We start from the raw sequence: 14,762 nt of genomic DNA, 5'->3' as shown, positions 1-14,762 counted from the left end.
ACTGCCTTGGGTCGATGCTATGACGGTGGCCGTGTCCAGTGATTCCATGATCAATCCGCGCGCCCCCGGTGCCTCGCTCAAATCCGAGTTTGTTGCCTTCAAGGTCAACCGCATCGTCGAGGCTGCGAGCCATCTTTTTTACGAGCGCGGCTACAGCAGCTGCACCCTCGACAATGTCGCCAACCAGCTCAGCGTCACCAAGCCCTTTCTCTATTCCTATTTCCGGAACAAGGAAGCGATCCTTGCGGCGATCTGCGAGGTCGGCATCAGCGAGGCCCTCGCGGTGCTCGAGGATGTGCTGGCGCATCAGCATGAGAGCCACCGTGCAAAGCTTGCCGAAGTGGTTCGCAAGGTCGGGCGGATTGTCATCGACCGGCAGGAATATGTCGTCGTCTATCAGCGTGAGATGAAGCATCTCTCCGCTGATGATTACAAGCGCATCCTCCGGCTGCGGCACAGCTTCGATCACCAGATCGGCACGATGATCCGCGAAGGCGTCGCAAGCGGCGAATTCCGCGCCGACATAGATCCGTTCATCGCGGTCTGGATTGGCGGCCTCATCAGCTGGATCCCGACATGGTATTCGCCGACCGGCCAACGCACCGCTGACGAGGTCATCGAATATCTGGTCGAGGCCGCGCTGCGGCTGGCGGGCGCGGAATAGCAAAGGGAATCTGACACAGGCGGAAAACGGAGCGGGTTTCGATACCCGATTGGCCCAAACAGATAATCAAATACTGACGGGTAGATAATTATAAGCCCGGTATATCAGGGAGAGGCGATATGAATTTCAAGGTCAAGCTACTGCTGTCGGCGGCTGCCACGGCTTCGATTGCCGTCGCAGCGCCGGCGTTCGCCCAAGAGACCGCGCGCGATAGCGGCACCGAGGCCGGCGAGGATGGTGCCATCATCGTAACGGCAACCAAGTCCGGCAAGTCGCTGGAAGATACAGGGGGCTCGATTTCGGTTCTCGGTGCCGGCGACGTCGGCGCGGGCGGCATCGAAGACGCCGGCGATCTCGCCTCGGCGGTGCCCAATGTCTCGGTCGGCGATCAATTCGGCGTCAACCGCACCTTCATTCGCGGCATCGGCCTCACCAGCATCGACCTTGGCGCCGACGGCGCCGTGGCCTTCCTGCAGAATGGCGCGATGATCAGCCGCCCGGCGGCGCAGCTCAGCGGCTTCTACGACGTTCAGCAGATCGAAGTGCTGCGCGGACCGCAAGGCACGACATATGGCCGCGGCGCGACCGGCGGCGTCATCAATATCGTCACCGCGCGGCCGACCTCCCAATTCGGCGGCTATGCCCGTGCCTCTTACGGCAATTATGACGCGCGGACGCTCGAAGGCGCGCTGGGGGGACCGATCACCGGCGAAAATCTGATGTTTCGCGTCGCGGGCAAATATGAAAAGCGCGACGGCTACGGCACCAACTTGTTCACCGGCAATCCTGTCGATGACCGCGATGCCTATGCCATTCGCGGATCGCTGCTCGCAAAATTCTCCTCGAACCTTGACCTGCTGATCGTCGCCGATCATTTCAAGGAGGACGACAATAATTATGCCTTCCACTATTTCGGTCCGACCGTGGTTCCCGAGGCGGGGCTGGCGTCGTCGCTTCTCGGCGGCAAAACGATCTTCGACTATTATGCGGCGCGCGGCGAAAAGCCCAACCTGCGCAACATCTACTCCGACGAAGACGCGGTCAACAAGCGCGACGGATCGAGCGTTCAGGGCATTTTGACGTGGGATTCGGGCGATCTCTCGGTGGTTTCCACCACCGCCTACCGCAAGTTCAAGCGCTTCAATCGCGACGATCTCGACGTCAGCGATATCAATGCCTTCGGTCAGAACAACTATACCGAGGACAGCAAGTCGTTCAGCCAGGAGGTCAATTTCACCTACAAGACCGGCGGCTTGTCGCTCCTGGGCGGCGCAACCTATTTCGATGAACGTCTGTTCGGCGAGGTTCGCGTGCCGACCGTCAACCTGGCATCCTATTTCAACATCGTTCTAGGCACCAGTTTGCCTGCCGACCAGTTCGACAACGGCAATTATCTCCAGCGCGGCACCGTCAAGACCAAGGCGGCGGGCGCCTATCTCGAAGCGTCATACGAGCTGCTGCCCGACCTGACGCTGACGGCCGGCGCTCGCTATAATTGGGAAAAGCGCAGCGGGGTGGGGCGTTTCACCTTCGAGGCGCAGGGCCTCGATATCCCGACCGACAAGAGCGGCAGCTGGGATGCGATCACGCCCAAGTTCGCGATCGAATATCGCACCCCGGGCGGCACGCTTTTTTACGGTAAGGTCACGCGCGGCTTCAAATCGGGTGTCGTCAACATCGGCAGCATCAACTCGGTCATCGACCCCGAATATGTCTGGAGCTACGAGGCGGGCTTCCGCGGGGAAACCGCCGACCGCAAATTCGGCTTCGCCGGTGCCGTCTTCTATTATGATTACAGCAATCTGCAGGTCGGTTTCGTCAACGCCAACAGCATCGTCGAGACGATCAACGCCGCGTCGGCGCGCAACTACGGGGTCGAGCTGGAAGCCAATTTCCGTCCCGGAGAGAACACCACGATCCGGGTCTACGGCACCTATCTCAACGCGAAATACAAGGAATTCTGCAACGGCTATTATGGGGCGGGCAGTCCCGGCAGGCCGCAGTATCCGGCCTGTCCGACCGACCCGGCCCTCGTCGATCTGTCGGGCAACCGCTTGTCGAACGCGCCCAAATTTACGGTCGCGGCCTTTGCCGACCAGCGTTTCCAGCTCGGCAGCGCCGGCTTCCTCGACCTCTCCGCCGACGTCAATCTGCAGGACGAGGTCTTCTTCACCGAATTCAACAACCGCGACGCGCGGCAGCAGGCGTTCGCGCTGGTCAATGCGAGCATTACCTACCGGTCGCCCGACGAACGCTGGTCGCTCGCGCTGTGGGGCAAGAATCTGACCGACAAATATGCGCTCGCCAATACGATCATCTCCGCGCCGCTCTACAGCTTTGTGTCGGTGGGATCACTGCGGCCGCCGCGGACCTACGGCGTGACGCTCGGGGTCGATTTCTGATTGGAGTATTGCGGCATGGAGGCAGCGTTCAATATCGGCCGCTACCGTGTCTTCCGTCTCGAGGAGTGGCAGGGCGGCTTCAGTCCGCCCGAGGCACTCTTCGCGGAATATGAGGACGCTGCCTTCGCCGCCCAGGCGGCGGGTTTCGAGCCCGCCTTCTTTCGTGACGGGATGATCTACGGCTATCTGCAAAGCTGGCTCATCGATACCGGAACCGAGCGGATCATCGTCGATACCGGCGCGGGCAACGGCAAGGATCGTCCCGGCATTCCGATCTTCGGCAATCTCGCGACGCCATTTCTTGCGGAGTTGGAGGCGGCAGGGTTCGCAGCAAGCGATATCGACAAGGTCTTCTGCACGCATCTTCACATCGACCATGTGGGGTGGAACACCGAATGGCGCGAGGACAGCTGGCTGCCGACCTTCCCCAACGCGCGCTACTATTTCCCGCGCGCGGACGAAGCGGCCTGGAATCCCGAAAAGCCACTTTACGCGACCCTCGCCGGTGCCGGGGTCAACGCTAATGTCTTCGAGGACAGCGTCCTGCCGATCATCGACGCGGGCCTCGCCGAACTGATCGACGATGGCGCCGAGATCGCCCCCGGGATGCGCGCCTGGACCTTTCCGGGGCACACGCCCGGTCACATGGTCCTCGAAGTCGAGGATCAAGGTCAGGTTGCACTCTTCACCGGCGACATATTGCATCACCCGATGCAGGTGCTGCGCCCCGATTGGAACAGTCTCTATTGCGAGGACAGGGTGCAGGCGGCCGCGAGCCGGCGGCATCTGCTCGAGCGCGCGAGCGCCAGGGGAGCGCGCATCGTCCCCGCGCATTTCGGGGCCCCTCATTCGTTGTTCGTGGCGCGCGCCGATGACGGGTCATATCGGCCGCGTTTTGCATCGCATTGACCGAGGCGCTGCGATGACCGAGCTTCCCTTGCCGCCCTTTTCGCCCGGCGATGCGTCGCTGAAGGCCGATCCCTACGACGCCTTTGCCCGGCTTCGCGAGCAGGATCCGATTCACCGGTCCGCGCATGGCTATTGGGTGGTCAGCCGTTACGACGACATACGCTCGGTCCTGATGAACCGCGAGGCGTTCGGGCAGGGCGATTTTGTCGAGAATATTCGCCTTTTCTATGGCCCGGATTTCGATGTGATGGGACAGCGAGGCTATAAATGGCTGTCCGAGGTGTTTCTGATGCAGGACCCGCCGCATCACACGCGCGTGCGCGGACAGGTGACGGGGGCGCTGACCGCACGGCGGGTTCGCGCCATGGAGCCGCGGATTCGTGAAATCACCGATCGCTTGATCGACGATTTCGCCGCCGACCGTGAAGGCGATCTGATCGCGCGCTTCGCTTATGAACTTCCGGTCCGCGTCATGTGCGACATGCTCGGCATTGATCCCGAAGATGCCCGTCTCAAGACGGTAATCGATGCCATTGCGCAAAGCTTCATCGTCTTTGAAGCGCGCGCGCTCACCGACGCGGAACTGGCAACCGCGAATAGGCAGATCGCCGTGCTGCAGCAATTTTTCGAGACGCTGTTCGACGAGCGAAAGGCGGCGCCCAGGGACGATCTCGCCACCGCGCTAGTCCAGGCCGGAGGTGCCGAGGATGCGCTTTCGCACGATGAACTGGTCACCGTCGCCATCGGCCTGTTCGGGGCTGGCTTTGAGACGACCGCGCACATGATCGGCAACGGCCTGCTCTGCTTCAGCCGCTTTCCCGATCAATGGCGGCGTCTTGTCGGCGAACCGGAAACCCTTGCTGCAGGCGTGGTCGATGAAGTGCTGCGCTACGAAAGCTCGCTCATTGCAACCTATCGCACCGCACTGCGAGCAACCGAAATCCGCGGACAGTCGATCGCGCAGGGCGAGAAGGTTCTCACCCTCATCGGCGCCGGAAACCGTGATCCGCGGCTGTTCGACGATCCCGACCGCTTCGATATCGGTCGCGGCAATGCGGCTCGGCACCTCAGCTTTGGCGGCGGCATTCATTTTTGCGTCGGCGCCGAACTGGCCCGGCTCGAGGGCCGGATCGCCTTCGAAAGGCTGGCGACGCGCCTGCCGGGGCTGACCGTCGACGTCGACGCGCCGGCATGGCGCGAGGGATTTCTGTTCCGTGGCATGAGCGCGCTTCGCGCGCAGTGGTGACGCGTCAGGGCGTGACGATGATCTTTCCGATCCGCGTACCCGACGCGAGAGCGCGTAGCGCGGCGGGGGCGTCGGACAGCGCGAAGCGCTGATCGATGACGGGCCGGATCCGGCCGCACTCGGCAAGGCGGAAGATGATGGCGAGGATCGTCCGCACCCGCGCCGGATCGCTTTCGCCAAGATAGCGCGCATCCACGCCCGCCAGTTCGCCCGACTTGAGCAGCGGCAGATTGGCAGGAAGCTGCGGGATTCCGTCACCCGACGCGAAGCCGACGACCAGGTGCCGGCCATGTTTGGCGAGCGAGCGGAAGCAGGGCTCGAACAGCGCGCCGCCGACCGGATCGAACACGCGATCGATCCCGCCGGGATAGCGGGTCTTGAGGTCGGCGCGCCAGTCGGGATTGCGATAGTCGAGCACCAGCTCGGCGCCGAGGCCCGCAACATGGCGTATCTTGGCGTCTCCCGAGGCCAGGGCGGCGACGCGGCCGCCGCTGGCATAGGCGAGCTGGACCGCCGCCGATCCCACCCCGCCCGATGCTCCGGTCACGAGCAGCGACTGGCCTGCTTCATATTGGCCGCGATCGAAAAGCCCGTAATAGGCCGTCAGGAAGTCGAGGATAAGTGCCGAAGCGCCTGCGGCATCAAGGGCATCGGGCACCGCCACGCTGCTTGCGGCGCTGACGATCGCCTGTTCGGCAAGCCCGCCGCCGAATTGCCAGCTCGCGATGCGCTGGCCTTCCGTAAAGCCCTCGACATCATCGCCCACCGCCTCGATGCGACCGACAATCTCGCCTCCCGGAATGAAGGGCAACGAGGGCTGCACCTGGTAAAGGCCGCGCATCACGAGTGCATCGACAAAACCGAGCGCGGTCGCTTCGACATGGACGCGGATTTGACCGGGACCCGGCGGGAGGCTGGCCCGCTCCTCAATCGCGAAATCCTCGATCGCGCCGAGGCGGCGGCCTTGAAAGACTTTCATCGGTTTTGGCCTCGCCGCCGCCTAACCGGCTTCGGCGCGGGCATCGAGCCCGTCGCTGTCCTGCCGCCCGAAAGCCAGGTCGTCCGCATTGGGCGAGCGGGTCATGCGCCAGAAGGCATCGTTACGCCACGGCGTGATTGCAATCACGCGGCCCTTCGCGTTTCGGTACCAGTTCTCGGTCCCAGGATGCGTCCACACGAGCTTCTCATGCGCTTCGTCGATCTGCCGCCGATAGTCCTGATAAACCTCATCCTTCACCTCGACCGTTGCGGCCCCGCGGGCGGCGCTTGCAAGAACGACCTCGCCCGCAAAATGCATCTGGTTTTCGATGTTGCGGATCATGCTGCCGCCATGGCCCGAACCGACATTGGGACCGAGCAGAATGAACAGATTGGGAAAGCCCGGCACCAGTGTCCCGAGATAGGCAGCGGCGTCATCTTCGCCCCAGATGTCGCGCAGCAACGCGCCGTTCCGTCCGATCACCTCATAGGAGCCGAGAACGCGGGTGGTCTGGAATCCGGTCGCAAGAATGATGACGTCGGCTTCGACCTCGATCCCCGACGACGAGATCAATCGATTCCCCTCCACCCGCGCCAGATGTTCGGGAATCAGCTGGACATTGGGCTTGAGGAGCGTGCGATACCAGCCGTTGTCGAGCAGCATCCGCTTCGCGAAGGGCGGATAGTCGGGAAGCACATCCGCTATCAGGTCGGGCCGCTCGGCCAGCTGCTCTTCGACGTAGCGGGTGAAATGGCGGCGGTGACCATCGTTGATCGCATTGACCGCGCGTTCGGGGTGCGGCCAGCCGGGATCGCGTCGAAGCGTGCCATGGACGCGGTCATTGAACGTCCACGACAGACGCTGTTCGAGCCAGGCCCGATAGAGCGGCACGGCCTGCATCAGATAGCGCACGCCGTCGGGAACCGATTTGCGGAACTGCGGAAACGGCGCCGCCCATTGTTTCGACCGCGCAAAAAGGGTGAGCGAACGCACCTCGTCGGCAATCGCCGGAGCAACCTGCATGCCCGATGCGCCATTGCCGATCACCGCGACCCGCTTGCCCGAAAGATCGGCGCCTTGCGGCCAGCGGCTGGTGTGGATCACTTCGCCCTCAAAGCCGTCGAGACCTTCGATGCTCGGATATTGGGGGATGTTGAGAATGCCCACCGCGCTGAAGAGATAGTCCGCGCGATGCGCGGCCGTGCTGCCATCGGGCTTCGAGACCACGACCTCCCACTGCTGCGCGTCGTCGATCCACCGCGCCGACTCGACCTTCGAATTGAACTGTGCGTGCGCTGCCAGCCCATATTCGCGCGCGGTTTCGAGAAGATAATTCTCGATCTCGTCGCGCAGCGGGAAATATTTCGACCAGTCGTTGGGCCGACATGAGAATGTATAGGTCAGCGAAGGCGTATCGACCCCGCATCCCGGGTAGCGATTCTCGAACCAGGTGCCGCCGAAATCCTCGTTCTTCTCGAACAGCACATAATCGATGCCCAGCCGCTGAAGCTCGATCCCGGCGCAAATGCCAGAGATTCCGCCTCCGATCACGATCGCCGACTTGGTCTTGAGCAAGGGTGGTATCGCACGCGGCGTCGGCGCGTACAGCATCCCGGCGGCGACGATATCGCCATATTCCTCGGGAACATGCTCGGTCATTGCCACGCTCAGCATCCTGGCGAGATGCGCATTGTCGGGCCGCGGCAGGGCGAGCGGCGTGCCCGTCAGCCAGGCCTTGATTGCCAGCCGTGCGGCTTCGCGCACCTCGCGCTGGATGTCCTCGGGCAGCTGGCCGCTGTCATTGTCATCGAGGCCCGGTGCGCGTGCCGGCCGATAGGGATCTTCGAGCCACTTTTCCTCGCCGGTCATCTGGTGAAGCAGCATCAGCAGGGCAGGGATATTTGCCTGCTCCACCCCCGATTCCAAAAGCGGCCAGTCGATCCGGTCCGCAGCGATCGGCCGGTCGGTTATCGGTTGGGTCATCTGACAAATATCCTGAAAAAAGCGGAAAAACGGGCGCGTGCGCCGGCTACGACGCCGGTGAAGCGAGGGCGGTGCCCCGCGCGCGATGCGGAGGCCGGAAGGATCATGGCGAGAAGGATTCGCGGCGAACCCGCAGACCGGCCGCCTCGCGATCCCAGGTGTCGTGCGTGACGCCCTCGCGCCGCAGATCGGTCTTCAACACTTTTGCCGACGGCGTCTTCGGCAGTTCGTCCAACACGCGAAAATAGCGCGGGACCATGAAATAGGGCATGGCTTCGATCAGGAATTGCGCGAGCGCGCGGCAGTCAATCGACCGGCCGGGCACCGGTGCGACAATGACCATCACCTCATCCTCGGAATATTCGCTCGGCACGGCGATAGCAGCCGCCTCGCGAACGTCGGGGTGGCGGCAGACTTCGGCCTCGACTTCGAAGGACGAGATATTCTCGCCCCGGCGCCGGATCGCGTCTTTGACCCGGTCGACAAAATAATAATAGCCATCCTCGTCACGGCGAAAGGCGTCGCCGGTGTGAAACCAGCCGTTGCGCCACGCCGCCGCGGTCGCCTCGGGGTTCGCATTATAGCCGCTGTTCATCGCCCAGGGCCGGTCGGTGCGGACGAGCATCTCGCCGATCTCCCCGATGGCGACCTCGCAATCATCGCCGTCGACGAGGCGGACCTCGACCCCCGGGCGCACCCGCCCGCAGGTGCCGACCTTCGCCGGATTGGCTTCCGACACGATCGGCGAGGAAATCTCGGTCATGTTGAAGATCGTGTAGATATCGATTCCGAACCTCTCGGTGAAGGCGGGCGCATCGCCGGTCAACGGCACCATGAAGGCCTTCTTGACCCCGTGGTCGCGGTCCTGCGCGGCCGGAGGCGCCTTGAGCAGGAATGTGGCCATGACGCCGAGCAGAAAGACGACGGTGGCGCCGGTTCGCTTTGCAACTGCCCAGAATTCGTCGGTCGAAAAATTGTCGATCAGCGCGACCGAAGCGCCGCGCGCGAGCATGACGAACGGCGGCCCCATCCCGCCGATGTGAAAGATCGGCGCGACACACATATAGCGGTCGTCCTCGCCCACCATCGGCCAGCTTTCGGGTCCGGCATTCGAGAACATGTGAAGATAGGACGACAGGACGCCCTTCGAGGGACCCGTCGTGCCCGACGTGTAGATGATCGACTGGATGTCCCAGGGTTCGATCGGTCGTTCGAGCGGCAACCCGTCCGAGGGGTCGCCTTCCACATTGTCGTAACGCACCACCGGAAGAGGGGCTTGCGCCGCGGTGCCGGCCGTCGTGACAACAAGACGTTCGAGACCGCCAAGATCGACTTCGGCGAGACGCGGTACAAGATCGGGGTGAACCAGCAGAAGCCGCGCCGACGCGTTGGCAAGCACATGCTCGAGCAAGCCGCCCCGATAAGCGGTGTTGAAAGGCACGAAGACGGCGCCGAGGTAGTTGATCGCATAAAAGGCCAAAAGCGCGTCGGGCCCATTTGGCAGCCACACCGCCACATGATCGCCCTGCTTGACGCCGAGCGCGCGCAGGCCGGCGGCCTTGGCGCGAACTCGGGCGTGGATGTCGGCAAAGCTCCATTCGGACCCGTCCGGAAAGACGATATGCGCCTTGTCGGGCCGCTCGGCCGCCCAGCGGTCGAGCAGGTAGCGCAGCACGCATTCGTCGCGATTGGGAATGCGCGGATCCTGAAAGTCTCTCGCTCGCGCGGCGTCCGGCATAGTCACCCCTCTGTCTTCCTTGGCTATCGTCCCGGCTCCGGCCATCGTCAGGCGGCGCGCCGAAGGATTTCGAGGATGTCGGCGGCCGAGGTGACCGGCCGGGGATTGGTGCGGCCCCAGATGTCGAGAAGCGTATATTCGGCGACCTGCTGGAAGCGGCTTTCGTCTACCCCCACCTCGCTCAGCCTCCGCGGCATTCCCAGCCCCGCGATGAAGGCATCGAGCGCTGCCGAAGCGCTCGCATGCTCGCCCCCGAGCACCGCGAGCGTGCGCGCCTGACGGCTTGCATCATGCTCGGCGTTCCACGCCAGGACATAAGGCGACATCACGCAGGAGGTATATCCGTGCGGGACATCGCAGGTGCCGCCCAGAATATGGCCAATTGCGTGGCTTGCGCCCATTGGAACGCCGCCGATGATGCTGATCATCGACTGCCATGCGCCGATCTGGCATTTCAGGCGGCCTTCGAGATCGCCCGGATCCGCCTTCACGCGCGGCAGCCCCTCGACAAGCAGTCGCAGGGCGCTTTCGGCAAGACCGTCGGCAAAGTCGTTCGACTGGTAGGAGGACAAGGTCTCGACCGCATGGTCTACCGAACGGACGCCGGTCGAGAGCCAGAGCCATTCGGGCGTGTGGCGCGTGATGGCGGGATCGAGAACGACCATGACGGGCGCCATGTTGCGGTGCTCATAGCCCTGCTTGTGCTGGGTGACCTCGTCGGTGGCGCCCGACAGCGCGTTGAACTCTCCGCCGGAAAGCGTGGTCGGCACGCAGATGACCGGAATATCGGGACCGATCGTGATCGGGTTGATCACCTCGCCTGCATCGGTGACAAAGGTGCGCAGCGGTTCGAACGCCTCGACGCTTCGCACATCATGCTTGATCAGCAGGGCGACGATCTTTGCACTGTCGGTGACTGAACCTCCGCCGACCGAGACAATCAGGTCGGCACCCGCGGCGCGCGCGGCATCGGCGGCGTTGAGGACATCGCTGCGCGGCGCGTGCGGCGCGACCCCGCTGAAGGTTGCGGCATGACGGTCGCCAAGCGCCGCCTCGATCAAGCCGATTTCGCCGGTTTGTTCGCGCAGCGTCGCCGATGCCAGCAGAAAAACCTTGTTGCACCCCATCTTGGCGGCCTGGTCGGCAATCGCCTCAGCCGTGGGGACGCCCATGGTAACCCGCTCGGTCCGGGTGAAGCGCAATTCGCTCGGGGTGATCTTAGACATGATCTCGCTCTCCTCTGATCGTCCGGTCTGCGCCGGTCTGGTGAATCAGATAGTGACAGGAGAAGCGTATACTGGCTAGTATATTTTTCAACTGATGGGAATATGGGCGGCGAGCCCGCCAAGGGAGACGGATGACAAACCTATGATAGAAAAAGAAAATGGCTCTGCGCCGCCGGCTGCCGGTATTCGGATTCTGGAATTTTCCGGGCTTGGCCCGACGCCTTTTGGCGCCATGCTGCTCGCCGATCTGGGCGCCGACATCCTGCGCATTGAACGCTTCGGCGCCGGGCGTCCGCTTGGCGGCGATCCGCAGTTCGACTTTCTTTATCGCAACCGCCCCTCGGTGGCGGTCGATTTGAAATCGCCCGAAGGACACAATCTCGTTCGCGAACTGGCAATGAAGGCAGACGTTCTTATCGAAGGGTATCGACCGGGCGCGATGGAACGGCTCGGACTCGGTCCCGAAATACTCTGCGAAGCCAATCCGCGTCTGATTTATGCGCGCATGAGCGGGTGGGGGCAGGCCGGCCCTCTGGCGTCGCGCGCAGGACATGACATCAACTATCTCGCGCTCGCCGGCGCCCTCTATCCTATCGGGCCGAGTGACGCGCCGCCGACGCCGCCGCTCAATCTGGTCGGTAACTTTGGCGGCGGCGGCACATTCCTCGCCATGGGGGTGCTCGCTGCGCTGGTCGAGCGGCAGCGCTCGGGCAAGGGCCAGATTCTCGACGTGGCGATGGTCGACGGTATTTCGGTTCTGCTGACCCAGATGGCGGGCTGGATGCAGATGGGCCTTTGGAAGCGGGAGCGCACCGGCAATCTTCTCGACGGAAGCGCCTATTTCTATCGCTGCTATGAAGCCGCCGATGGCCGGCACATGGCTGTAGGCGCGCTCGAGCGCGAGTTCCATGATGCGTTTCTGGCGGGGCTTGGTCTCGACCCCGGGGATTTTCCCGACTATCTCAACCCCGACGTCTGGCCCGACCGCACGCGCCGGATCGAGCCGATATTCCGCTCGCGTTCGCACCGCGAATGGTGCGCAATTTTCGATCGGCTCGATGCCTGCGTCTCGCCAGTGCTGACCTTTGACGAGGCGGCCGATCATCCCGCGAATCGCGCGCGTGAAGCGCATGTTCATTCGGGCCGCTCATTGCAACCGGCACCCGCGCCGCGATTTTCGCGGTCCATCCTCCGGTCACCAAGCCCCGTGGTTTCGAGGCCCGATTTGCCCGGCAGCCTGATCGACTGGGCTGTCAGCGAAAATGAAATCCGATCGCTGCAGCAAAAGTCCATCATAGAATAGCTGCGCGGATTTCAGCGGCCGCCGGAAACTTGATCTCCGCCGAGCTCCTTCTGCCGACAGGCATTCAGCGCTCAGATGAGCATTGTTGCGATCCAAGTGGTTTCGGTGTCCTGCGATGACCGCTTTTGGTGGATGCACGCAATTCGTCCGGGCTCGTTGCAGCCGATTATCCGAAGACTTCAGATCGAGAGCTTCGCGTCCCCCTCGACAATGCGCTGTTCGAGCCTGGGCTGTGCCCCTGGCTGCCACATTTGGGCGTGGTGCGAGACGCGGTAGCGAAGCGGACCGCCATCGGCGGTTTTCGCCCGCGCGATCGGGCGGACGATGCACACGAACTCGGTTTCGATGGTGTCGGGCCCTGCGCTGACAATTGCATAGCCGTGACCGGCCATGTCGACGAATTCGAGATGGGGCGCAACGTCGGGATTGGTCAGCGCCCGGGCGGCTTCGATGTCGCCGTTCGCCGCATATTCGAGCGCCGCGCGCACCCCGCGCTTGATTGTGAGGTTGATCGTGTGCTCGGGCGGAGCGCCTTCGACCTTTCGAACATAGAGCGGGCGCAAGGCCGATTCCTTGAAGAACTCGGCAGCTTCGCCAAGGCCGGGAGCGGATATCGAACCGGTGATGAAGCTGAGCCCGACCGGCGCGAATTCCGCGGGCGGCAGGGCAGGCGCTGCATATCCGGCCCAGAAGCTGTGGCGGTCGCCGGAAACCGTAACGAAGCCCGGGATCTTCGCGTCGCGAACGAGATCGTAGATTTCGGCGCGTTCGGCGAAGGCTCCGCTCATATCGCCGCCGCCGAAGGTGCCATAATCCCTGCCCGGCCATCGGTCCTTCACCAGCCCCTCGGGCAGGTTCTGGGGATCGGTGCGCATGTCGAGCGTGCCGTTGGTCGCGCCCCAGATCTTCCAGGTCGCAGTCGACTGGGTCAGCCGCGCCTTGAGCCACGCCTTTTGTTCCCGGCCGAGCACAGTATGCGCGGGTTCGTCCTTGCGATAATTGGGAATGTTCCTGTCGCCGATCGCGATGATCGCAGGCGGCTTGCCGCCCGCATAATCCCGCCCGCCGTCGACGATTTCCAGCCACTCTTGCGGGATCACCGGATAGTCGCCGGAGTCGAGCGCCGCCGCCTCGGGCCGATCGGTGGGGTCCGCCGCCTTGTAACTGTGCAGGTCGGTCAGGATCAGATCGACATGCTTGCCGTACCGCAGCGCGCGGTAGGTCGTCATGCTGCCGACCGCGATGCGGTTGTTGATTTCGGTGCCGAAGCCATCGTCGTCGAACGTGTCGATCGCGGCCTTTTCGACGGCAGGCGGGCTAAACTGCTCCAGCGCGGCGCCGGATGCCTTGCGAACGCGCGAGGGGATATATTCCCACCACGCCTGGTTGGCCGCGACGCGCAGCGGCTGCGCGGGCTCGACGGTGGCGCCATATTTGATGAAGCTCTGCCAGCCCTGCCAGGAGAATTCGTGATTGTCGCCCATGCACACGAAAGGAAGATAGGCCCGTGCATCCTGGATATCGGGATCGTCGATATGCGCGCGATAGACGTGGCGGTAGCCGGCGAGATTGGTCGGCACATAGAAATTGCCGACCTTGCGCGCGTCGGGAATGTGGCCGAGATCATAGACCGTGCGCGAATAGCGGTGCGGCGTTTCTTCAGGATATTCGACCACTTCGTAGATGAAGTCGCCGAGATGGAGCACAAAGCCGAGCTTGCGGTCGGCCGCCGCGCGCTCGTCCTCCCAGATCATGCGGGCGTAGGCGTTCTGCGCGCCTTCGTTGACGCTGTTGCAGGACACGAAGGCAAAGCGAACGGGTCGCTGGTCGCTGGCGCGCGGGGCCGTGATTGTCCGCCCGATCCGGCTGCCCGCGCCGCTTTCATCGGCGAAACGGTACCAATAGACCGTCGCCGGCGAGAGTCCGCCGACCAGCGCCCGGCACGTCCAGTCGGCGGCCGCCAGCACCGGCGTGCGCGCCGCCGCGACGACGCGGCGAAAGTCCGGATCGAGCGCCACCTCGACGGTCAGTTCATGACGGTCGCCCGCGTCGAACGGCCGCCGGGTCCACAGGACGATGCTATGTTCGTCCGGGTCGCCCGACGCCACACCCTGGGGAAAAAGGCGGCGATCCTCTCGCCATGCCATTTGCGAGGGCGCCGCGGACAGACGGGACGCCCAGATGCCGCTGATCCCGATCGAAGCCGCACCCGCCATAAATTTCCGTCGGTCCATTGCTTGTCCCCCTCCTGACCCGTGCCGATCACGTCGTGATGCAAACTCTAGCCGGGTTGGCCAGACCCGAAAGATTTA

At 63.4% G+C, this 14,762-nt stretch carries 10 protein-coding genes; 5 read left to right on the top strand and 5 right to left on the bottom strand.

Features of this window, described 5'->3' with window-relative positions:
- Nucleotides 1-46: 46 nt before the first annotated feature.
- The 4 genes from P1IM2_RS03155 (at nucleotide 47) to P1IM2_RS03140 (ending at nucleotide 5,221) form a co-directional block, all read left to right on the top strand.
- The gene (locus tag P1IM2_RS03155) at nucleotides 47-664 is read left to right on the top strand and encodes a TetR/AcrR family transcriptional regulator (protein ID WP_062903053.1); all 618 of its coding nucleotides are present in this window, start codon (nucleotides 47-49) and stop codon (nucleotides 662-664) included.
- A 119-nt stretch (nucleotides 665-783) separates the two neighbouring features.
- Nucleotides 784-3,066 carry a TonB-dependent receptor gene (locus P1IM2_RS03150; RefSeq protein ID WP_062901290.1) on the top strand — a complete coding sequence of 761 codons (2,283 nt, stop codon included), beginning with the start codon at nucleotides 784-786 and terminating at the stop codon, nucleotides 3,064-3,066.
- Nucleotides 3,067-3,081: 15 nt separating this feature from the next.
- Nucleotides 3,082-3,975 (top strand): MBL fold metallo-hydrolase, encoded by an 894-nt coding sequence (locus P1IM2_RS03145; protein WP_186401403.1) that lies wholly within the window; start codon nucleotides 3,082-3,084, stop codon nucleotides 3,973-3,975.
- Nucleotides 3,976-3,988: 13 nt separating this feature from the next.
- Nucleotides 3,989-5,221 (top strand): cytochrome P450, encoded by a 1,233-nt coding sequence (locus P1IM2_RS03140; RefSeq protein WP_186401402.1) that lies wholly within the window; start codon nucleotides 3,989-3,991, stop codon nucleotides 5,219-5,221.
- Between the two features lie 4 nt (nucleotides 5,222-5,225).
- On the opposite strand, the gene P1IM2_RS03135 is transcribed toward P1IM2_RS03140, so the two are convergent.
- From P1IM2_RS03135 to P1IM2_RS03120, 4 genes are all read right to left on the bottom strand, one after another.
- A complete protein-coding gene (locus tag P1IM2_RS03135) occupies nucleotides 5,226-6,200 on the bottom strand; it encodes an NADPH:quinone oxidoreductase family protein (RefSeq protein ID WP_186401401.1) in 975 nt (324 codons plus the stop codon).
- A 21-nt stretch (nucleotides 6,201-6,221) separates the two neighbouring features.
- A complete protein-coding gene (locus P1IM2_RS03130; RefSeq protein ID WP_062901286.1) occupies nucleotides 6,222-8,183 on the bottom strand; it encodes a flavin-containing monooxygenase in 1,962 nt (653 codons plus the stop codon).
- A 103-nt stretch (nucleotides 8,184-8,286) separates the two neighbouring features.
- The gene (locus P1IM2_RS03125; protein ID WP_186401656.1) at nucleotides 8,287-9,921 is read right to left on the bottom strand and encodes an AMP-binding protein; all 1,635 of its coding nucleotides are present in this window, start codon (nucleotides 9,919-9,921) and stop codon (nucleotides 8,287-8,289) included.
- 47 nt (nucleotides 9,922-9,968) lie between these two features.
- Nucleotides 9,969-11,147, bottom strand: coding sequence for an iron-containing alcohol dehydrogenase (locus tag P1IM2_RS03120; protein WP_062901284.1), 1,179 nt, complete (start codon nucleotides 11,145-11,147; stop codon nucleotides 9,969-9,971).
- Between the two features lie 94 nt (nucleotides 11,148-11,241).
- Here P1IM2_RS03120 and P1IM2_RS03115 point away from each other — a divergent pair, with 94 nt between their 5' ends.
- Complete coding sequence (locus P1IM2_RS03115; RefSeq protein WP_313906781.1) at nucleotides 11,242-12,450, top strand: CaiB/BaiF CoA-transferase family protein; 1,209 nt, start codon at nucleotides 11,242-11,244, stop codon at nucleotides 12,448-12,450.
- A gap of 179 nt (nucleotides 12,451-12,629) precedes the next feature.
- On the opposite strand, the gene P1IM2_RS03110 is transcribed toward P1IM2_RS03115, so the two are convergent.
- Nucleotides 12,630-14,684, bottom strand: a complete 2,055-nt coding sequence (locus P1IM2_RS03110) for an alkaline phosphatase (RefSeq protein WP_186401399.1) — start codon at nucleotides 14,682-14,684, stop codon at nucleotides 12,630-12,632.
- Nucleotides 14,685-14,762: the final 78 nt, after the last annotated feature.

This window comes from Sphingopyxis sp. P1IMeth2 (genome assembly GCF_900185685.1).
Taxonomy (GTDB): domain Bacteria; phylum Pseudomonadota; class Alphaproteobacteria; order Sphingomonadales; family Sphingomonadaceae; genus Sphingopyxis; species Sphingopyxis terrae_A.
This window is presented reverse-complemented; position numbering and strand designations above follow the sequence as displayed.

Bases quoted from the DNA above. Each gene is read 5' to 3' on its own strand.
- P1IM2_RS03155 (WP_062903053.1), top strand. From the start codon at position 47: ATGATCAATCCGCGCGCCCCCGGTGCCTCGCTCAAATCCGAGTTTGTT.
- P1IM2_RS03150 (WP_062901290.1), top strand. From the start codon at position 784: ATGAATTTCAAGGTCAAGCTACTGCTGTCGGCGGCTGCCACGGCTTCG.
- P1IM2_RS03145 (WP_186401403.1), top strand. From the start codon at position 3,082: ATGGAGGCAGCGTTCAATATCGGCCGCTACCGTGTCTTCCGTCTCGAG.
- P1IM2_RS03140 (WP_186401402.1), top strand. From the start codon at position 3,989: ATGACCGAGCTTCCCTTGCCGCCCTTTTCGCCCGGCGATGCGTCGCTG.
- P1IM2_RS03135 (WP_186401401.1), bottom strand. From the start codon at position 6,200: ATGAAAGTCTTTCAAGGCCGCCGCCTCGGCGCGATCGAGGATTTCGCG.
- P1IM2_RS03130 (WP_062901286.1), bottom strand. From the start codon at position 8,183: ATGACCCAACCGATAACCGACCGGCCGATCGCTGCGGACCGGATCGAC.
- P1IM2_RS03125 (WP_186401656.1), bottom strand. From the start codon at position 9,921: ATGCCGGACGCCGCGCGAGCGAGAGACTTTCAGGATCCGCGCATTCCC.
- P1IM2_RS03120 (WP_062901284.1), bottom strand. From the start codon at position 11,147: ATGTCTAAGATCACCCCGAGCGAATTGCGCTTCACCCGGACCGAGCGG.
- P1IM2_RS03115 (WP_313906781.1), top strand. From the start codon at position 11,242: ATGGGAATATGGGCGGCGAGCCCGCCAAGGGAGACGGATGACAAACCT.
- P1IM2_RS03110 (WP_186401399.1), bottom strand. From the start codon at position 14,684: ATGGACCGACGGAAATTTATGGCGGGTGCGGCTTCGATCGGGATCAGC.